Origin of the sequence: Idiomarina aminovorans (assembly GCF_023155095.1) — a bacterium.
Lineage (GTDB): Bacteria > Pseudomonadota > Gammaproteobacteria > Enterobacterales > Alteromonadaceae > Idiomarina > Idiomarina aminovorans.
The window spans coordinates 98,868-118,262 of record NZ_JAKNDA010000001.1 but is presented as its reverse complement, the minus strand read 5'-3'; the positions used below and the strand labels follow the sequence as shown (position 1 = coordinate 118,262).

General features: G+C 47.1%; 15 protein-coding genes and 3 tRNA genes. 6 read left to right on the top strand and 12 right to left on the bottom strand.

Features of this window, described 5'->3' with window-relative positions; genetic code table 11:
- The first annotated feature begins 194 nt into the window (after positions 1-194).
- From L8G48_RS00645 to bfr (L8G48_RS00625), 5 genes are all read left to right on the top strand, one after another.
- Positions 195-2,066, top strand: a complete 1,872-nt coding sequence (locus tag L8G48_RS00645) for an acetate--CoA ligase (protein WP_248262689.1) — start codon at positions 195-197, stop codon at positions 2,064-2,066.
- A gap of 36 nt (positions 2,067-2,102) precedes the next feature.
- On the top strand, positions 2,103-3,080 hold the full coding sequence (locus tag L8G48_RS00640; protein WP_248262688.1) for a calcium/sodium antiporter: 978 nt from the start codon (positions 2,103-2,105) through the stop codon (positions 3,078-3,080).
- A gap of 62 nt (positions 3,081-3,142) precedes the next feature.
- Positions 3,143-3,367, top strand: coding sequence for a bacterioferritin-associated ferredoxin (locus L8G48_RS00635; RefSeq protein ID WP_248262687.1), 225 nt, complete (start codon positions 3,143-3,145; stop codon positions 3,365-3,367).
- Between the two features lie 33 nt (positions 3,368-3,400).
- The gene (gene bfr / locus L8G48_RS00630) at positions 3,401-3,877 is read left to right on the top strand and encodes a bacterioferritin (protein ID WP_248262686.1); all 477 of its coding nucleotides are present in this window, start codon (positions 3,401-3,403) and stop codon (positions 3,875-3,877) included.
- Complete coding sequence (bfr, locus tag L8G48_RS00625; RefSeq protein ID WP_248262685.1) at positions 3,877-4,344, top strand: bacterioferritin; 468 nt, start codon at positions 3,877-3,879, stop codon at positions 4,342-4,344. Before bfr (L8G48_RS00630) ends, bfr (L8G48_RS00625) begins: the two co-directional genes overlap by 1 nt.
- A 227-nt stretch (positions 4,345-4,571) precedes the next feature.
- Here bfr (L8G48_RS00625) and L8G48_RS00620 read toward each other — a convergent pair.
- From L8G48_RS00620 to L8G48_RS00600, 5 genes are all read right to left on the bottom strand, one after another.
- A tRNA-Ser gene (locus tag L8G48_RS00620) sits at positions 4,572-4,659 on the bottom strand.
- Positions 4,660-4,705: 46 nt separating this feature from the next.
- Positions 4,706-6,337, bottom strand: a complete 1,632-nt coding sequence (locus L8G48_RS00615) for a methyl-accepting chemotaxis protein (protein WP_248262684.1) — start codon at positions 6,335-6,337, stop codon at positions 4,706-4,708.
- A 120-nt stretch (positions 6,338-6,457) separates the two neighbouring features.
- Positions 6,458-7,117 carry a gamma-glutamyl-gamma-aminobutyrate hydrolase family protein gene (locus tag L8G48_RS00610; protein WP_248262683.1) on the bottom strand — a complete coding sequence of 220 codons (660 nt, stop codon included), beginning with the start codon at positions 7,115-7,117 and terminating at the stop codon, positions 6,458-6,460.
- Positions 7,090-8,067, bottom strand: a complete 978-nt coding sequence (locus L8G48_RS00605) for an amidoligase family protein (RefSeq protein WP_248262682.1) — start codon at positions 8,065-8,067, stop codon at positions 7,090-7,092. Before L8G48_RS00605 ends, L8G48_RS00610 begins: the two co-directional genes overlap by 28 nt.
- Positions 8,060-9,445: a M28 family metallopeptidase gene (locus L8G48_RS00600; RefSeq protein WP_248262681.1), complete on the bottom strand. Its 1,386-nt coding sequence runs from the start codon at positions 9,443-9,445 to the stop codon at positions 8,060-8,062. Before L8G48_RS00600 ends, L8G48_RS00605 begins: the two co-directional genes overlap by 8 nt.
- 246 nt (positions 9,446-9,691) lie before the next feature.
- Between L8G48_RS00600 and L8G48_RS00595 the strand changes: the two genes are divergently transcribed.
- Positions 9,692-10,534: an SDR family oxidoreductase gene (locus L8G48_RS00595; RefSeq protein WP_248262680.1), complete on the top strand. Its 843-nt coding sequence runs from the start codon at positions 9,692-9,694 to the stop codon at positions 10,532-10,534.
- Between the two features lie 21 nt (positions 10,535-10,555).
- Here the strand turns inward: L8G48_RS00595 and L8G48_RS00590 are convergent, their stop codons facing one another.
- The 7 genes from L8G48_RS00590 to pal all read right to left on the bottom strand — a co-directional run bounded on the left by L8G48_RS00590 (position 10,556) and on the right by pal (position 19,354).
- Positions 10,556-11,977: a glutamate synthase small subunit GltD family protein gene (locus L8G48_RS00590; RefSeq protein WP_248262679.1), complete on the bottom strand. Its 1,422-nt coding sequence runs from the start codon at positions 11,975-11,977 to the stop codon at positions 10,556-10,558.
- Complete coding sequence (gene gltB, locus L8G48_RS00585) at positions 11,977-16,443, bottom strand: glutamate synthase large subunit (RefSeq protein ID WP_248262678.1); 4,467 nt, start codon at positions 16,441-16,443, stop codon at positions 11,977-11,979. Before gltB ends, L8G48_RS00590 begins: the two co-directional genes overlap by 1 nt.
- Positions 16,444-16,582: 139 nt before the next feature.
- Positions 16,583-17,623: a quinolinate synthase NadA gene (gene nadA / locus L8G48_RS00580; protein WP_248262677.1), complete on the bottom strand. Its 1,041-nt coding sequence runs from the start codon at positions 17,621-17,623 to the stop codon at positions 16,583-16,585.
- A gap of 94 nt (positions 17,624-17,717) precedes the next feature.
- Positions 17,718-17,793 (bottom strand) — tRNA-Lys (locus L8G48_RS00575).
- Between the two features lie 31 nt (positions 17,794-17,824).
- A tRNA-Lys gene (locus tag L8G48_RS00570) sits at positions 17,825-17,900 on the bottom strand.
- Positions 17,901-18,031: 131 nt separating this feature from the next.
- Positions 18,032-18,790, bottom strand: a complete 759-nt coding sequence (gene ybgF / locus L8G48_RS00565; RefSeq protein ID WP_248262676.1) for a tol-pal system protein YbgF — start codon at positions 18,788-18,790, stop codon at positions 18,032-18,034.
- 27 nt (positions 18,791-18,817) lie between these two features.
- Positions 18,818-19,354 (bottom strand): peptidoglycan-associated lipoprotein Pal, encoded by a 537-nt coding sequence (gene pal, locus L8G48_RS00560; protein ID WP_248262675.1) that lies wholly within the window; start codon positions 19,352-19,354, stop codon positions 18,818-18,820.
- Positions 19,355-19,395 lie beyond the last annotated feature (41 nt).

The window sequence follows — 19,395 nt, the reverse complement described above, 5'->3', positions numbered from 1 at the left end:
ACGCCTCGCTATGGATTTTTTAATTAATCCCCGGGTTTTCAGTCATTACCGGCGTATTTTACCGCTCAGCTTTTTAACGGGAAGTTTTGGTAACTATCACTTAAATTCAGTTAATTTAGACCTAAGTCGAATAGGAAATCCAAACCAAAAGAATATGCTTAAAGGCTCTGCATAAAAGGATTTGAGGTGGTGCAATGCAAGCCTATAAGAAAGTCTACTCTGAAGCTCAGCAAGATCCTGAAGGTTTCTGGCTCGATCAGGCACGTTATTTGGATTGGTTCAAACCGCCCAAAATAGCTGCACACGTCAGAAAAAACGGAATGGCGGACTGGTTCCCCGATGGCGAAATTAATATAAGCTATCTGGCTCTGGATGCTCAGATAAATGCAGGGCGCGGCGAACAAGTTGCTCTGTACTACGACTCTCCGGTTACCGAAAGTAAAACAAGTTACACCTTTAACCAATTGCACCACCAGGTTGCTTGCTTTGCTGATGTATTAACGCAACAAGGTGTCGAAAAAGGTGACCGGGTTATTATCTACCTTCCCATGATTCCGCAAGCAGCCATCGCCATGTTGGCTTGTGCAAGAATTGGTGTCATTCATTCAGTGGTTTTCGGCGGCTTTGCGGCACATGAGCTAGCGGTTCGTATTGATGACGCCGCGCCCAAACTGATCGTTACCGCCTCTTGTGGTATTGAAGGTGCTAACGTTTTACCTTATAAACCAATTGTCGACAAGGCTTTGGCAGAGGCACAACACAAGCCTCGCACCCTGGTATTTCAGCGTGAGCAGTGCCGGGCAAAAATGCAGGAAGGCCGCGATACAGATTGGGAGTACGCGCTAACCAAGGCAAAGCCGGTAGAAGCGGTCCCCCTGCCGGCAACCCACCCTCTTTACATTCTTTATACCTCAGGCACCACCGGTAAACCAAAAGGGGTTGTTCGTGACCACGGTGGTTATGCTGTTGCCCTGAATTTTTCCATGAACTACGTCTATGCCTTACAGCCCGGAGAAGTCTTCTTCACGGCCTCCGATGTAGGATGGGTCGTCGGTCACTCTTATATTGTTTATGGGCCGTTGATTTTCGGCTGCAGCACTGTGCTATACGAGGGCAAACCGGTTAACACTCCCGATGCGGGCGTATTTTGGCGCATAGTTCAGGACTATAAAGTCAGCGCAGTTTTCTCTGCACCAACCGCCTTCCGGGCAATTAAAAAAGAAGATCCGGACGGTGCATTGATTCAGCGTTACGATATAAGCTCGCTAAAACGCATTTATATGGCCGGTGAGCGCTTAGATCCAGCCACTTATGAGTGGACAACAGAAGTTACCGATTTACCCGTTTATGACCACTGGTGGCAAACTGAAAGTGGCTGGCCGATGTGCGCCAACCCGGTTGGTGTCAAAGCCGCTACAGTAAAACCGGGGTCTTCAACCTTTCCGGTTCCCGGTTACGAGATCAGTGTATTAGACCCAATGGGTAAAAGCTTAAACAGTAAAGAGGAAGGCGCTATTTGCGTCCGTTTACCCTTACCTCCCGGTTGCCTGACCGCAATTTGGGGAGATGAACAACGCCTTAAAAACAGCTACTTAAACGCATTCCCGGGTTACTACTGTAGTGGCGATGGTGGCTATATCGATGAAGATGGCTATGTCTTCATAATGGGTCGTACGGACGATGTCATAAACGTTGCAGGCCATCGACTGTCCACCGGTGAGATGGAAGAAATTTTAGCAGCCCATAAAGACGTCGCCGAGTGCGCCGTTGTCGCACAGCCAGATGATCTGAAAGGAGAGTTACCGGTTGGCTTTGTTATTCTCAAAAATTCCGCCACTATCAACCAGGAACAACTCCAGCAGGAGCTTATACAGTCAATACGCGCAGAAATTGGTGCTATTGCCTGCCTGAAAACTCTGCATATTGTTCCCCGATTGCCGAAAACGCGTTCAGGAAAAATACTCAGACGTCTTATACGTCAGCTCTTGCAGGGCGATGATGTCGCGATACCATCAACTATAGGCGACCCGACAAGTATTGATGCTATTAAGCAAACCATGCGTTAAACTGTCCGCTTTTCATCTAAACGGAAACAGGGTGTTATGACGTTATCGATTGTTGCGGTCATTTTAGGGTTGGCCGTTTTGGTCTGGAGTGCTGACCGGTTTGTGGAAGGCGCTGCCGCAGTAGCAAGACACCTGGGCATGGCGCCCCTGGTTATCGGTATGGTCATTATTGGCTTTGGTACCTCCGCACCAGAAATGGTGGTATCGGCGTTGGCTTCTATGCAGGGTAACCCCGCTCTGGCACTGGGTAATGCTTATGGTTCGAATATTACCAACATTGCGCTGGTGTTAGGTATAACCGCCCTGCTCGCTCCTATCGCCGTCAAGTCAGTAGTCATTCGTCGTGAAATGCCGGTTCTTATAGCCATCACCCTGTTAAGCGCGTTATTTCTTTGGGACTATCACGTAACCCGAGTTGAAGCGGTTGCTTTGCTGGTTGTATTTTTTGGCTATATGGGCTGGTCAGTGTGGCTAGGATCGAAAAGCAGTGACGATAGCTTAGCGGCTGAATACACAGAAGAGCTTGACGCTCACCCATTACCAATCAAGCCCGCTGTCATCTGGCTTATTATTGGTTTATTGCTGCTTATTGTCAGTTCCCGTATTTTAGTCTGGGGCGCCGTCAATATTGCTGTATCGCTGGGAGTCAGCGATTTGGTCATAGGCTTAACGGTGGTTGCTATCGGGACCTCTTTACCCGAGTTGGCGTCGGCCATTGCCGCCACCCGCAAAAATGAACACGATTTAGCGCTGGGCAACGTTATTGGCTCCAACATGTTCAATACTTTGGCTGTGGTAGGTATTGCCGGTGCCATTGAACCGGTGTCATTAGAACCACTGGTATTAAGCCGTGACTGGGTTGCTATGGCTTTATTAACAATATTGCTTATGGCTTTTGGCATCCGCAAAGCTCGTCAGGGAAAAATTAACCGCGTTCATGGCTGCATCCTCATTTTCTTATACCTGCTTTATACCGCGTATCTGTTAAAAACAGGTTTTATGGCACCGCAGTAAAATACTATTGCAAATAGTTCGTATTTAAAATAGACTGTTATTATTAAATGAGGTGACAGTCTATGTATGTTTGTCTTTGTAAAGGTATCAATGATAAAGCTATTCATCAGGCCGTAGTTTCTGGTGAGATCAACTCTATGCGTGACTTACGCCAGCAATACGGTGTCGCTTCACAATGCGGGTGCTGTAAAAGCTGCGCCAAAAACATTTTACATGAAGCCCTCGAACAACGCTCACATCAGCCAGGTAAAGAAACACAACTTCCCGTTGCTGTATGCTACACTTAATTCATATGTCATGAATTAAGGAGTAATACCGCTATGAAAGGTGATGCCAAAGTCATCCAGCAACTGAATAAAATACTGACACTCAAACTAACCGCCATTAATCAGTACTTTCTTCATGCCCGCATGTATCGTAACTGGGGGTTTGAAGATCTTAATGCGTCTGTTTACAAAGCTTCCATCAATGAAATGAAACATGCCGATGTTATTATCGAGCGCATCTTATTTTTAGAAGGTATTCCCAATTTACAAGAACTTGGCAAATTGTATGTCGGTGAAGACCCGAGAGAAATGCTGGAACTGGATCATAAAGTGCAGTTTAACGATGTGAGCGCCATACGCGAAGCCATTAAAGACTGTGAAAAGTACCAGGACTACGTTAGCCGCAACGCGCTGCGCGACATTCTGGACTCTCAGGAAGAGCATCTCGATTGGCTTGAAACCCAAATTGATTTGACTTCTCGTTTGGGCAACGAAGTGTATCTACAAACCAAAATTCAAGGAGATGATTGATGCGCAGAGATAACAATGTAGTTGAGCAACTCAACCGCCTATTGGCTTTTGAACTGACCTCAATTGATCAATACACATCACACTCTCGTCAATACGAAGACATGGGCTTAATGAAGCTGTATGAGCGCATCAACCATGAAATAAATGATGAGCGAGGCCATGCCGATTTACTCATTCGCAGAATTTTATTTCTGGAAGGCAAACCGAAGATGGATAGCCGTGAACCACACACCATTGCTTCAGATGTTCGGGAAATGCTGGAAAATGACCTAGAACTGGAGCACAACAACGCAAGAACACTGCGTGAAGTGATTCAGTACTGCGAAGAAGTTGATGATTATGTCACCCGGGAAATGCTGATCGGTATTTTAAAAGATACCGAGGAAGACCATGCATACTGGTTACAGATACAATTAAGCTTAATGGATCGTCTTGGCAAAGAGCTTTACTTACAAAGTATGATGTAAGTCGCAGGCTCTTTAAAAGCAAAAAACCGCCTCGAGGGCGGTTTTTTTATATCTGGCTTCGATCGAGGGATTAACTCGGGCCCTCCATGGCCCTCGCCCTTCGGGCAGCGCTAAAGCGCTGTTCAAAACGGCTTTCCTGCCGTTTTGTCGAACCGGGAGGGGTCTCATCAAGTCCTCCCTATCTGCAGACACAAAAAAACCGCCTCAGGGGCGGTTTCTTTTGTATCTGGCGGAGAGAGAGGGATTCGAACCCTCGATACGTTGCCGTATACACACTTTCCAGGCGTGCGCCTTCAGCCACTCGGCCACCTCTCCAGAACGGCGGCTATGGTAGGGGTTTTAGCCGCTCTAATCAAGAGGTTTAAGTAATTTTAAAGCGCTTCATTCCATTATTTAAGCGTTTTGCTAACTCGTTAAGCTCACGGCTGGCTTCACTAATTTGTTCTGAGCCTGCTGCGGTTTGTTCGGCCGCTGCAGTAATTGAGGTGAAGTTCTTATTAATTTCTTCCGCTACCGCCGTTTGCTCTTCCGCAGCGGTCGCTATTTGCGTATTCATATCACTCATTTTTGCAACAGAGCTATTTACTGCGTGCAGAGACTCACCTGCAGATCGGGCCTGCTCAACACTTTCGCTCGCTTTTTCTCTACCTTTTTCCATAACGGTTACCGCATCATTAGCACTAACACGCATCGTTTCAATTAAGCTTTGAATATTACGGGTAGAGTCCTGTGTTCTGTTTGCTAACGCTCGCACTTCATCGGCAACCACTGAGAAACCACGACCATGGTCGCCGGCACGAGCGGCTTCAATGGCAGCATTTAATGCCAGCAAATTGGTCTGGTCCGCGATACCCTCAATGACCTCCAGTACTTTGTGAATTTCTGCGGTGTTATCAGATAACTGGCCAATAACTTTTGACGCACCTTCAACCTGGCTGGCTAATTCTTCAATCGATCGAACCGTTGCTTCTACCTCACTGCTGCCACCCACTGTTTCTTTATCAGTATTGTCGGCCAATTGTGCAGCCTGTTCAGTATGCTGCGCAACTTCTCGAACTGTTTGCGCCATTTGATGAATAGCAGTAGCGCCTTGAGTGGTTTGTTCCTGCTGCTGAACCACTACTTGCTGATTACTGTCAGCCGTTTCGAAAAGCTCGCTCGATGAGTCTAAGATAGTATTTGCAGATTCATTAACCTCTTGCAAAATACTACGAAGCTGCCGGACCATTCGGTTAACGTCAGCCATCATGCTTTGTTCATAATGAGAATGAGTAGACACCGTTAAATCGCCATCAGCAATTCGCTGTAACACTTCTGCCGCTTCTTCGGGCTCACCACCGATAGTATGGGTTAATTTAACCACTATTCGCCAAGCTACAAGCACTCCACCAATAATAGCAAAGCCAGTTACCCACCACATTAAGGCGGCAAAGTTTTCACTACGACTCATCACTCCTTCGGTACCAGCAGAAATATTTTGCTCCTGATAATTAATAAAGGTATTAATGCGATTCAGCCATTCAGCGTACACCGGTGATAATTCATTCAGAACGTATTCCTGTGCCTGTTGGCGTTGGCCGGCGTTTAATAAACGTTCAGTTTCATCGGCTGCCGCCAGACCCTCAGTTTGAATGTTTTCAATGTCACTTAATAGGTCACGTTCTTTACTGTCAACCAGCTCATTGTCAGAAAAAATATCAGCCATACCACTACCGGCTTTTCTGTAGTCTGATTTTAAATCAGCAATTAACTCAAGTAATGGTGGTCGGTCACCGGCATTTTCAACAAGCACTAAATCGCGAAGTGCAATAGCTCTGTCATGAACGCTGCCACGAAAGTTAATCGCAAACCGTTGTTTTTCACTGCCTACTTCATTAACTCTTGTCAGAGTTTTATCAATTTCACCGACTTGGTAAGTGCCAACAATGGTAGTTATGGCAAGTAATAGCAGAATAAAGGCAAACCCTGCATACAAACGATTTGCGATGGTCATTTAGCGCTCCGAAAGCTTTGTAGAAAATTGATTCTAAGTTATTAAACAATTATACAGTTTGGAATATGAAACGGATCAAAAAAACGGATGAATTGAGGTAGGTATAATCGGAATATTCAATCATTGTTTGATAAGCCAACGAAAAATCCGAATCTGACTGGGCACGTAAAATAAGTATTCAGGATGCCATTGCACACCAATAACAGCCTGCTTATTCTGGCCTTCGGAGGCTTGTAAAAAACCATCCAGGTCCCAGCCTACAGCAAGCATGCCAACCCCCGTTTGTTTTACAATTTGCGAGTGAAGGCTGTTCACCCTGAGTTTTTTCTTTTTACAAATTTTCGCCAACTTACTTTTCGGCTCAATAAACACCTGTTTGGTCGGTAATAACCCCGGGCGGTTATAGGTTAGCTGTCGTAACTTTCGAATATTTTGATCGAGCTCACCACCCAGCACCACATTAATCAATTGTGAACCCCGACAAATGCCTAACAACGGTTTTTTATTCTCCAGCGCCCAACGTATCCAGTTAACCTCCAGCTCATCGCGAGCAGGGTCATACTCGCCGTCAGGCTCCGGCGGCTGGTTATACTGCGAAGGATTGATATCGTCACCGCCGCCAATAATCACAGCGTCAATATTTTCTTGCTGACAACGGTGTTTAACACTTGCACGCAAGGGTCTGGCACCAAGACAAGTCAAAATGAGCCAGGTACACCACCAGGACGGCGACCAGCGCCTGGCAGCTCCGGTCACAACCACTCGCGGTCTTTGAGCCATTGCTCCAGCCTTTCTTTCCAATCTTTTTCTGAAACACCAATTAAAGGACGCTCGGCGTCAAGAAATGCTTGTTTCCAGTAATCCAACGCCTTCTGGTCATTAGCCAGAGCATCAACCACCCACCAAATCTTCCAGGGCTCAGTTAATTGCCAGTCAGGATGCTCAAGCAGGCAATTCGGCAGACGATAATGAAACGTCGGACGCGCCTTTACTTTATTATCGTGCACTGCCGCCATGACTTTTTCTTTATCTAAAAAGCTCAATAAAGGCAGCATATCTAACGCGCGGTTGCGGGTCGCATTATATTTGAGATAGTCATCAATGAGTTGCCCCTGACTGACCTCATGCTGCGTAACCAGCATGCGGGTATAAGCCTCGGGGTACTTATCGATGTAAGGGCTCAATTTTCGTGTTGTATCAACACCATGGGCCTCAACCAGCCACCACTGTAATAAAGAAAACGCCTGCAGGTAACGCAATAATACATTGGCATCTAATGAAGGCACTTCGGGGTTAATATGGACACCATAAGCTGCTATCCAGGATTCTTCGGTGCCTTTTGCTCCGGCTTCCCGCAAGGCATTAATTAGCGGAAGTAAGTGCTCACACTGTTTAAGCGTAAGCGGCGGACAGACAATTTCAATCGGCACTAAACTCTCAGCAAGAGTGCCTAATTCACGCACCCAGGCTGACTTATCTCCGCCTTCAGCTTTTGCTTTTCGTTTTAAGTACTCCCAGTCAATTTCAACGTTAAAGGAACCGAGACCATCAACCTCAATTTTTTGCTCTGCTTTGGAAACAGAAACTACCTGACCCGACAATTCCCGTTGCAGGATATCGACAGTCTGCCGCAACGTTAAGCCACTAAACTCCAGTTCAAAACCAACTTTACGATTTTCTCCTTCATAATTCAGTGGCGCAGTTAACGCTTTAAAAAATTCTTTATTCAATAGAAAATGTCCCCGCTGGTCCCGGAAATACAACTGGGCTTTCAAAGCCATCATTACTAACACTAGCTACCCCAAAAATGTAATTATCGATCACCACATTTTCCAGTGTGTACTCGTTTACGTTACCAACGTAGCGGCTAAACTGCCACTGTGGGGCACTGGTTAAACGCCAGTAAATTTTGTAGCCAGCAATGTTCTCCTCATCTTCCAATTGTGATGTCCAGCGCAAGGTTGTATCCGGTTTTACCGCGCCTTCTATTTCCACTTTGGCAGGAGGCCGTGGTGCCCAGGACATATTTGCCATAGAAACGGCGTTCAACGCTGTCAGTTTCGCTGCATAGTCAAAATTGACACCATCAATGGTATCGCCGTATTCAATGCCATTCTCAACACGAAGATCCTGATGTTGGCGATTATAGTTTTCGTTAGTTTCCATAATGCGAATACCGGCATACCCTAAATCATTAAAAGGTCGGTGATGCCCACCACGACCAAAACGGTCTAAACGATAGACAATCATGGTATCTAAGTTATTAATGTAACGATCAGCCAGGGTATCAATGTAACGCGCTAAGTTGCGTGAGGGGGAGTCCACCTCGCCACCATAAAAACGACGCATGGTTGCTTCGCGATCCGATTCGTTCATACGGGTGCCCTCAGCGAAAATGCGAGCAGTGCTGTTATTGATGACACCGTTAATGCCTTCTATATTACCAATCATGTCATTATTAAGAACGCCAGTAAGGTGCCAGCCTTCTTCTTTGGCTTTCTCGGCCAGAATTTTCCCGCCAAACAAACCTTGCTCTTCACCGGCGAGCGCCGCATAAACAATAGAACCGTCAAATTCATACTGGCTTAAGACCCGCGCGGCTTCGAGTGCTCCGGCGACACCCGAGGCATTATCGTTCGCACCGGGCGCATCTGAGGTGTAGTCCATAACATCGCTGACGCGCGAATCGATATCGCCCGACATCATCACGTAACGATTCGGGTCCGTTTTACCCCGCTGGATAGCAATGACACTTTTGACTTCAACCGGATCAGGTATTCGAGTTTCACCAGAGATGGTATCGCTGACATACATCACTTCCAGACAACCGCCACAAGCTTCCGAAATACGTTCAAACTCGGCGAAAATCCAGCGGCGTGCCGCGCCAATGCCGCGGGTATCTGACTCGGTTTCCGATAACGTATGCCGAGTGCCGAAATCGACCAAAGTCTGAATGTCGCTTTCAATCCGATCGGCCTGCATGGCGCCGGCTATTTCATGTAATTTTTCTTGTTCTTTGTAATCAATACCATTTTGTGCCATGGCGGCAAATGGTAAGGTTAAACCGAAACTTACCGCTAAAAGCGGGTTTGCCCATGATTTCAACATAATTGAACACCTGTTAATAAATAAACTATTATTGGATTATGGGTTAAATAACGGACGATGGGAAGCCACAGTAATAAGACCGATTAAAAGCAATTCTGCCATGATACTGTCAATTGAGACCAGTGATCATCTGTTTTAAGCCCCTTAATCAGAGTTTCTATTGGGGCGTCACGGTTTATAATGGTTTGTTGGCCGGTAGTATTATTTTTTTCAACCATTAATTTTGATTAACGCCAGGAGGTCTTCATGAAAACGCTTTTACTTGGTTACGGTGACATTGCAGACCGCGTTGCGCAAAGGCTTAGCGCAATAAAAAGCCAAATTACCGGCGTGTGCAGAACGCCCGGCAATAAACCCGTGCGTCCGGGCGTCGATTTAATTGCCGCGGACTTAAACAGCGAACAAGAGCTTTATCAGCTGTTTAAACAAAAGTGGGATAATGTAGTTATTACCCTAACCCCAAAAAAAGGGGCAGAGGATAGCTATCATCAGGGTTATGTGGTGCCCTGCCGTCAATTACAGCAAGTACTCTCGCAACAAACTCATCAGCCTTTTATTATTTACGTTTCCAGCACCGGAGTTTATGCGCAGCGAAATGGTGAATGGATTGATGAAAACAGCGTAACGGAGCCTACTTCAGATTCCGGCAAGGCATTATTGCAGGCTGAATCTCTTATTGATGCATTACCGGGGAGAACATCCATTCTTCGTTGCAGTGGCATCTACGGCCAGGGGCGTGATTTTTTACTACGTCAGCTAAGCCAAGGAAATGTCCAGTTGCGCGACAGCTGGACCAACCGAATACATCAGGACGATGTCGCGGGTTTTATTGTGCATTTGCTGACAAAAGTCCGTCAGCCCCAGCCTGTTTATTTGGTCAATGACGATGAGCCGGTTAAACAGTACGAAGTTTACCAGTGGCTGGCTCAGCAACTCGGCATTGAACCGCCGGAGACTATTAATAAAGACGTTGACCCCAGAGGCTCAAAACGCTGCCTGAATAACGCTTTAAAAAACAGTGATTACCAACTTCAGTATTCTAATTTCCGCGAAGGTTATGCGCCGGTTATTAAACAATGGCAGCGCTAATTGCGCTGCTCTGCTCGTAAATTACCCGGCATCAAAATAATCCAGCATTCCCTCTGCCGCATCACGCCCTTCCGCAATAGCCGTTACTACTAAATCGGCGCCACGAACCATATCACCGCCGGCAAATATTTTCGGGTTACTGGTTTGCATGGCAAATTCGGTATCCCCCGTTGCTAACACGGTGCCCCAGTCGCTCAAGGCAACTTTATGCTGTTGTAACCATTGTGGCGGATTTGGCTGATAACCAAAGGCGATAATCACCGCTGTCGCCGGCAGCACAAATTCTGAGTCGGGTACCGGCTGTGGGCGCCTGCGACCATCTGCATCGGCCGGGCCAAGTTCCGTCCGCACCATTTTCACTCCGCTGACTTTACCCGAGTTGTCAGTGATAACTTCCAGCGGTTGCTGGTTAAACTCAAAAGACACGCCCTCTTCACGCGCATTTTGTACTTCTTTACGTGAACCCGGCATATTGCCTTCGTCCCGCCTATAAGCACAAACTACTGACTTCGCCCCCTGCCGAATTGAGGTTCGGACGCAATCCATGGCCGTATCGCCGCCGCCCAATACCAACACGGTTTCATTTTTTACATCAATGAGCGGGTACTCAGACATCGGCTCATGAGCCATGAGTTTTTGGGTGTTACCAATGAGAAAGGGTAATGCCGGATAAACCCCCTCTGCGTCCAGACCTTTCAATTTCCCATCCAGTGCTTTGTAAGTTCCTAACGCCAGAAATACGGCGTCGTATTCAGCTTCCAACTCAGCAAATTCAATGTCCTTACCGACCTCGACACCCAGTTTGAATTCAATACCCATGTCAGTAAATATTTCACGCCGCAAAGTCATTACCGCTTTATCCAGCTTAAAAGGTGGAATGCCATAAGTCAGCAGCCCGCCAATTTCCGGATAGCGGTCGTAAACCACGGCTTTAATACCATTACGCGCCAATACATCGGCACAAGCCAGACCGGCTGGCCCGGCACCAATCACCGCAACGCGTTCCCGGCGCTTCGTAACGCCGCTTAAATTTGGGCGCCAGCCCTGTTTAAAGGCTTCGTCGACCATTTGCTTTTCAATACTGCCAATAGTTACCGCACCAAAGCCGTCATTAAGCGTACAAGCGCCCTCGCACAACCGATCCTGAGGGCAGACCCGGCCACACACCTCCGGCAAGCTATTGGTTTTGTGCATCAGCTCAGCGGCCTCAATAACCCGCCCTTCGTTAGCCAGTTCCAGCCACTGAGGAATGTAATTATGTACCGGACACTGCCACTCACAGTAAGGGTTACCGCAGTCCAGACAGCGATCAGCCTGACCTTTTAGCTGAACCGCAGGCATGGGGTTATAAATTTCTTTAAACTCAATACGGCGTTCTTCAACCGGGCGTTTAGGCGGATCGATACGTTGTACATCTAAAAACTGATAAATATTCTTATTCATTACATCACCTGCACCCGTAGCTCTGCGGTTGATCGCGCCCTATGACCCAGCAGTTCTTTCACATCGGCCGTTTTCGGTTTAACGATATAAAAGCTGTCAACAATTTGCTCAAAATTGCGGAGAAGCTCACGCGAGTATTGGCTTCCGGTTGCTTCATGATGCTCGTGGATTAGTCCGCGTAAATGCTCCTGAATAATCGGGGTATCCACTGCAACGGCTTCAACCAGTTCGTGGTTAAGCCGACGGTGCAAATCGCCGTCGTTGTCTCTTAAGTACGCAAAACCCCCGGTCATGCCCGCGCCGAAGTTAATACCACAATCCCCCAGCACCACCACAATACCGCCGGTCATGTATTCACAACCGTGGTCACCAATACCTTCTACCACTGCCGTGGCGCCGGAATTTCTCACCGCAAAGCGTTCACCTGCGCAACCGGCAGCATAGAGTTTTCCGCCCGTAGCGCCGTATAAGCAAGTGTTCCCCATAATTACCGCTTCATGGCTTTTGTAACGGCAACCTGCCGGCGGTTTAATGGTAATTTCGCCACCTGCCATGCCTTTACCCACATAATCGTTCGCATCGCCGGTAAGATGCAACTTTAAACCACCGGCGTTCCATGCGCCGAAGCTTTGCCCGGCGGTGCCGATAAAACCGAACGAAATAGGCGCAACCGCCATTCCCTGATTTCCATGCCGACTGGCAATGTAACCCGATACACTGGCGCCAACCGAGCGGTCGTCATTGCGAATCGTCAGTGACCAATGCCCACCATGGCGCTCCTCAACTGCATCTTTGCAAAGCGCCAGTAAACGCTGATTGAGCTTACCCTCATCAAACGGAGGATTCTTAGCCGTACAATATAATGAATACTCTGACCCGACTCCTGCTGAATCGAGCAGCGCATTCAACTGTAACTGTTGCTGACATTTGGTTTCGCCCGGCAGGCGCTCCAGCAGATCAACCCGACCGATAGCATCGGTTAACTGAGTCAAGCCAAGATGAGCAAGAATGTCGCGCACCTCCTCAGCCATAAACTCAAACAGTGTCACAACGCGCTCCGGTAACCCGGAAAAGTATTCACGACGTAAGGTTTCGTCCTGCGTAGCAACACCCGTCGCGCAGTTGTTCAGATGGCATATTCGCAAGTATTTACAGCCCAGAGCTATCATTGGAGCGGTACCAAAGCCAAAGCTCTCTGCACCCAGAATAGTCGCCTTCACAATGTCCATGCCGGTTTTTAATCCACCATCAACCTGTAGTCGAATTTTATGGCGCAGATCATTCGCAACCAGGGCTTCATGCACTTCCACTAAGCCCAGCTCCCAGGGTGATCCGGCGTATTTGACCGAGGTCATCGGGCTGGCTCCGGTACCACCATCGTAGCCGGACACGGTAATTAAATCGGCATAAGCTTTTGCGACACCAGTAGCAATAGTGCCAATGCCCGGCGTCGAAACCAGTTTTACAGAGACTAAAGCTTTAGGGTTTACCTGTTTTAAATCAAAAATTAGCTGAGCTAAGTCTTCAATCGAATAAATGTCATGATGCGGTGGCGGCGATATTAAAGTTGTGCCGGCCACCGCATAGCGCAATTGCGCAATCTCTGCAGTGACTTTTTCGCCAGGTAACTGACCGCCCTCACCCGGTTTAGCGCCTTGCGCCACTTTTATCTGAATAACATCGGCATTGAGCAGATAATGTGGTGTCACCCCAAAGCGCCCCGAGGCCACCTGCTTAATTCTTGAATTTTTAGCGCTGTTAAAGCGTTTGGGATCTTCGCCCCCTTCTCCCGAGTTAGAGTGTCCGCTAATTTGATTCATAGCTATGGCAAGAGCTTCGTGGGCTTCAGCGCTTAAGGCTCCAATGGACATGGCGGCGGTATCGAACCGCAGAAATAAATTTTCTTTTGATTCAACGTCGTGTTTTTCAATTTTAGGCGACTCCGGTAACTTAATACTGAGTAAATCACGAAGATGAGTAACCGGCCGTTGGTTTACGAACTTCGCATAGACATCGTAATCTCGCTGTTCTTTGCTAATGACGGCTCGCTGTAACGAGGTAACAACATCCGGGTTATAAGCGTGATACTCGCCCCCGTGTACGTATTTTAGCAGCCCGCCCTGAACCAGCGGTTTGCGTTTTAACCAGGCTTTATGAAAGCTTTGTTGGAGGTCCTGCTGGATATTTTCAAAACCGGTGCCGTCGATACGCGCAGGTACGTTAGCAAAGCAGCTGCGACGAACATCCTCATTAAGCCCCACGGCCTCGAACAAAGAAGAACCGCGATACCCCGCTACTGTGGCTATGCCCATTTTTGATAGAATTTTTAAAAGACCTTTATTGAGTCCTTGCCGGTAATTCAGCAGTGCCTCTCGAATGGCTAATTCGATTTTACCACGGGCAACCAGTTGCTCGACGGTTTCATAGGCCAGGTAAGGGTAAACCGCGGTAGCTCCCAGACCAATCAGAACCGCGATATGATGGGGGTCACGCGCGGACGCTGTTTCAATAATAATATTTGAATCACAACGTAAGTCATCTGCAATTAAAGCCTGCTGAGTTGCACCTACAGCCATTGCTGCCGGTATCATCAACTCTTCCTGCTGCAAATTTCTGTCACTCAGTATTAAAATGACGGTTTGCTCATCCTTAACAGCCCTTTTCGTACGTTCAACCAGATTCTCAATGGCTTGTTTTAAATTGCACTCTTCAGGCTTGAAAGCCAGCGACAAAGTTGTTGTGCGGTAATGCTTTTCATCCAGTTCGCGTAACTGCATTAAATCGGTGTACATTAACACAGGTGACTCGAACACCACCCTGTCAGCATCACCCGAGGCTTCATTAAACACATTATGTTCACGCCCAACGATAGTGGAAAGCGACATCACGTGGCGTTCACGAATCGGGTCGATAGCCGGATTGGTGACCTGTGCAAACTGCTGCCGGAAATAGTCATAGAGTAAACGGGGTTGCTTTGACAGCACCGCGGTTGGCGTATCGTCGCCCATCGATCCCACCGCTTCCTGACCGTCCTTAGCCAACACACTGATAATTTGCTGTAATTCTTCCTCAGAATACAAATACGCTTTGTGAAGAATTAGCATGGTTTCATCGTCATACAGACGCTTACCCAGCTTATCTGCATGACTGCGCTCAAATGGAATTAAGTGACGACGGTGTTGCTCAAGCCATTGTTTGTAAGGATGACGCTGTTTTAATTCATCTTCAATCTCGTCGTTGTACCAAATTTTGCCGGTATAAGTATCCACCGCCATCATTTGACCCGGGCCTAAACGCCCTTTTTCTATCACTTCCTGTTCGTCGTAATCCCAAATACCCACTTCCGAGGCAATGGTCAGAACGCCAGAGCGGGTCAATACATAGCGAGCCGGGCGTAAACCATTGCGATCAAGACTACAGGCCACATGTCTGCCATTGCTCATCACAACCCCGGCCGGGCCATCCCAGGGCTCCATATGCAAAGAATTAAATTCATAGAAGGCGCGCATGTCATCAGACATCGTTGCATCACCTTGCCAGGCTGGCGGAATCAACAGGCGCATTGCCCGGAATAAATCCATACCACCGGCTAATAACAACTCCAGCATATTGTCCAGCGAAGCCGAATCTGAACCGGACAAACCCACCAAAGGTTTAGCGTCTTGTAAATCTGCGAGTAACGGGGTCTGGAACTTATAGGCCCGTGCCTGCGCCCATTGCCTGTTACCTCTTATGGTATTAATTTCGCCGTTATGAGCCAGAAAACGAAAGGGTTGAGCCAGAGGCCAGCGCGGTTCGGTATTGGTTGAGAAACGTTGATGAAAAACACAAATGGACGTTTTCATCTCAGAGTCGGCCAGGTCAGCATAGTAAGCGGGCAAGTCCGCAGCCATCATCAACCCTTTATAAACCAATACCAGGCTCGATAATGAGGCGATATAAAGTTCTTCCTGATTAGGAATTAATTTTTCAACGCGACGCCGGGCTATGTACAGACGTCTTTCCAGATCTTTTTTTCGCCAACCCGGAGGGGCAGAAACCAGAACCTGCTCAATAACTGGCTCAGAGGATTTCGCACCGTCGCCCAGCACTTGGTTATCTACCGGCACTTTACGCCAGCCAGTAACCGCAAGAGTCTCTCTTTGCAGTTCCTGCTCAATAAGCTGGCGAGCAGTTTCGCATTTATCATTATCGCGACTAAAAAACACCATGCCCACGGCAAACTTTTTGCTGAGCTGCCAGCCTTGTTTTTCTGAAAACTGACGGAAAAATTGCTCAGGCATCTGCAATAGTAAACCGCAGCCATCCCCGGTTTTGCCGTCCGCGCCAATGCCACCGCGGTGTTGCATACGATCCAACGCTTTTACCGCTGTGGAAATCAAGCCTTGCTCAGCTTCACCATTCACATTAGTGATAATGCCAAAACCGCAGTTATCACGAACTTCAGCCGGATCATATAATCCCATGCACATGCCACCCGAATAAATATTCAATAAACTTAGATTAGCATGCAGTTGTGTTGTTCGGTAGGTAATGCATTTATGGCGACTATAAATGTCTTGTATAAGCGGGAATGAAAAAGGCTCCCGCAGGAGCCTTTATAAATTATTTTAAGCTTGCCGAAAACTCCAGCATTCTGTCCAGTGGTACCATCGCTTTTTTGCCTAAGGCTTCATCTACATGAATTTCGTGTAACTGACCACCTTCTTTCAACGCCTCTTCTATGGCTTTTAAACCATTCATTGCCATCCATGGACAATGTGCGCAACTGCGGCAGGTTGCGCCATTTCCGGCGGTAGGGGCTTCAATAAAAGTTTTGTTCGGTTGCAATTGCTGCATTTTATAGAAAATGCCTTTGTCAGTCGCCACTATGAACGTCTCGTTCGGCAGTTCCTGACTGGCTTTTATAAGCTGAGAAGTCGAACCAACAGCATCCGCCATAGCGACAATATTTTCAGGTGATTCAGGATGTACAAGAATAGCGGCTTCCGGGTGCAGCTTTTTCATGTCTTCAAGCGCTTTTGCTTTAAACTCATCGTGAACCACGCAAGCACCCTGCCACAATAACATGTCGGCACCGGTTTCACGCGCAATATAGCCACCTAAATGACGGTCGGGCGCCCAAAGTATCTTCTCACCTTTAGCGTCCAGGTGATCGACAAGCTCAAGTGCCATACTCGATGTAACCACCCAATCCGCACGCGCTTTGACTGCTGCCGAGGTATTAGCGTAAACAACGACGGTTCTGTCCGGGTGCTGATCACAGAACTCTGCGAACTTTTCCGGAGGACAACCAAGATCCAGCGAGCACTCCGCTTTCAGAGTCGGCATCAGTACTTGTTTATGCGGCGTTAAAATTTTAGCGGTCTCACCCATAAAACGAACACCTGCAACAATCAATTTTTTTGCGGGGTGATCACGACCAAAGCGAGCCATTTCTAATGAGTCAGCCACACAGCCGCCGGTTTGTTCGGCTAATGCCTGAATATCGGGGTCAGTGTAATAATGAGCCACTAATACAGCATCTTCGTCGACAAGAAGCTGCTTAATACGATCTATTGTTTCTGATTTCTCTTTCGCACTTAACGGGTTAGGTTTGGGTGGAAAGGTATAATCAAGATTATCCAGTGTTTGAATCTCGGTCATGATACCAGGGCTTATTTTCCAAGTGTTCTTACTAGGTGGGGCTTATTATAACTAAATTCAAGATAGGCTTGTAGCAAAGTAAATCGAAAGAAGATGGTGGGTTGTGCAGGATTCGAACCTGCGACCAATTGATTAAAAGTCAACTGCTCTACCAACTGAGCTAACAACCCATTCTTGGATAGAATTATTTTATTGGCGACGTGGTGGGTTGTGCAGGATTCGAACCTGCGACCAATTGATTAAAAGTCAACTGCTCTACCAACTGAGCTAACAACCCAACGCCAATAATGTTACCGATTCTGCTTGGCAACGGCGGCATAGTTTACTGAAATAGTGCGCGCATGCAACTTAAAATTGAAAAAAAACGTGCAACTGCTCAAATCACGAACACATGTTGCTTAGTTGTTACTAGTTGAGGCGCTGTTTTGCCAAATTAGCTTCGGTACTATCAGGATATTCTTCAATGACTTGTCGGTAATATGCAGTAGCATCTGCCGATTGATCCTGCTCGTGGGCAATAGCGCCTAATTTTAATAAACAGTCACCCCGTTTATTACTGTCAGGGTAGTCATTTACGACCATTTCAAACTGTTGTTTCGCTTCGTCGTATTGACGTTTCGCGAAAAACAGCTGACCTAACCAATAATGAGCATTTGGAACATAAGTCGAACGTGGAAAGTTTTTCAGAAAGGACTGAAATGCAGGTATAGCTTCATCGTAACGCTTATCTTCAAGCACTAAGCCTATAGCTTTATCGTAAGCATCATTCTCACTTAAGTCTGGAGAATAGCTGCTACTGTTTGTTTGTGTTGGAGCCTGATCGAGCTCACTGTATTCACTACCAGAACTACGACTTAGACGACTACTGTCTTTCAAGTTGCTGAAACGACGGTCAATTTCCTGATACAGCTCGCGCTGGCGTTCTAATAATTGCTCGAGACGATACTCATGCTCTTCGGTTATTCCTCTTAATTCAGCAACATCTTGCTGCAAAGAGCCTAACTGATTCAGCATTTTTAATTGAGCATTCGATCGAGCTTCGAGCATGCGCTCGATCTGCCCCAATTGTTGCTCAACATCACCCGAAGATGACAATCCTGAAACCGGAGCCTGAGCCATAACAGTTCCAGGCACACACAAACATACAGCTAACAGCGTTTTTCTCATGAACTATCCGTATTCTTAGATCTTAGATTAGTAAACTAAAACGGCACGACGGTTTTTACCGTAGGCACGTTCATTTGACTCGTTTACCATTGGCTTCTCTTCACCATATGAAACCGTCGAAGTTTGAGAATCCTGAACACCTAAGTTGTGCAGGTAACTTTCAACTGCCTGGGCACGACGCTCACCCAATGCAATGTTGTATTCAGGCGTACCGCGTTCATCAGTATGACCTTCAACAACAACTTTTACAGAAGGATTTTTCACTAAGTAGTCAGCGTGAGCTGACAATAATTCAGTATATTCTGACTGAATGTTAGATGTATCAAAAGCGAAGTAAACAATGTGTTCTTTACGTAACGCTTCCATTTTTTCTTGACGCTTTTCTTCCATCGTTTGTGCGCGTTCTGCCGCACCAACTTCAACGCCAGAGTCTTGCTCAGCTTGTTGATTGGTTTGTTGACCTGCGCCCGCACCTGAACCGGTTTCCTGGTTTGAGCTACAAGCGGCCAAAGTTGCCATTGGTACAACAATTGCCAGAGCTTTAAAAAGTTTATTAAGCTGCATCCTTTTCGTCCTTATCGTTTTATCGAACAATTCAATTATTC

Coding starts and splice junctions, on each gene's coding strand:
- L8G48_RS00645 (WP_248262689.1), top strand. CDS start 195: ATGCAAGCCTATAAGAAAGTCTACTCTGAAGCTCAGCAAGATCCTGAA.
- L8G48_RS00640 (WP_248262688.1), top strand. CDS start 2,103: ATGACGTTATCGATTGTTGCGGTCATTTTAGGGTTGGCCGTTTTGGTC.
- L8G48_RS00635 (WP_248262687.1), top strand. CDS start 3,143: ATGTATGTTTGTCTTTGTAAAGGTATCAATGATAAAGCTATTCATCAG.
- bfr (WP_248262686.1), top strand. CDS start 3,401: ATGAAAGGTGATGCCAAAGTCATCCAGCAACTGAATAAAATACTGACA.
- bfr (WP_248262685.1), top strand. CDS start 3,877: ATGCGCAGAGATAACAATGTAGTTGAGCAACTCAACCGCCTATTGGCT.
- L8G48_RS00615 (WP_248262684.1), bottom strand. CDS start 6,337: ATGACCATCGCAAATCGTTTGTATGCAGGGTTTGCCTTTATTCTGCTA.
- L8G48_RS00610 (WP_248262683.1), bottom strand. CDS start 7,117: ATGGCTCAAAGACCGCGAGTGGTTGTGACCGGAGCTGCCAGGCGCTGG.
- L8G48_RS00600 (WP_248262681.1), bottom strand. CDS start 9,445: ATGTTGAAATCATGGGCAAACCCGCTTTTAGCGGTAAGTTTCGGTTTA.
- L8G48_RS00595 (WP_248262680.1), top strand. CDS start 9,692: ATGAAAACGCTTTTACTTGGTTACGGTGACATTGCAGACCGCGTTGCG.
- L8G48_RS00590 (WP_248262679.1), bottom strand. CDS start 11,977: ATGAATAAGAATATTTATCAGTTTTTAGATGTACAACGTATCGATCCG.
- gltB (WP_248262678.1), bottom strand. CDS start 16,443: ATGGGATTATATGATCCGGCTGAAGTTCGTGATAACTGCGGTTTTGGC.
- nadA (WP_248262677.1), bottom strand. CDS start 17,623: ATGACCGAGATTCAAACACTGGATAATCTTGATTATACCTTTCCACCC.
- ybgF (WP_248262676.1), bottom strand. CDS start 18,790: ATGAGAAAAACGCTGTTAGCTGTATGTTTGTGTGTGCCTGGAACTGTT.
- pal (WP_248262675.1), bottom strand. CDS start 19,354: ATGCAGCTTAATAAACTTTTTAAAGCTCTGGCAATTGTTGTACCAATG.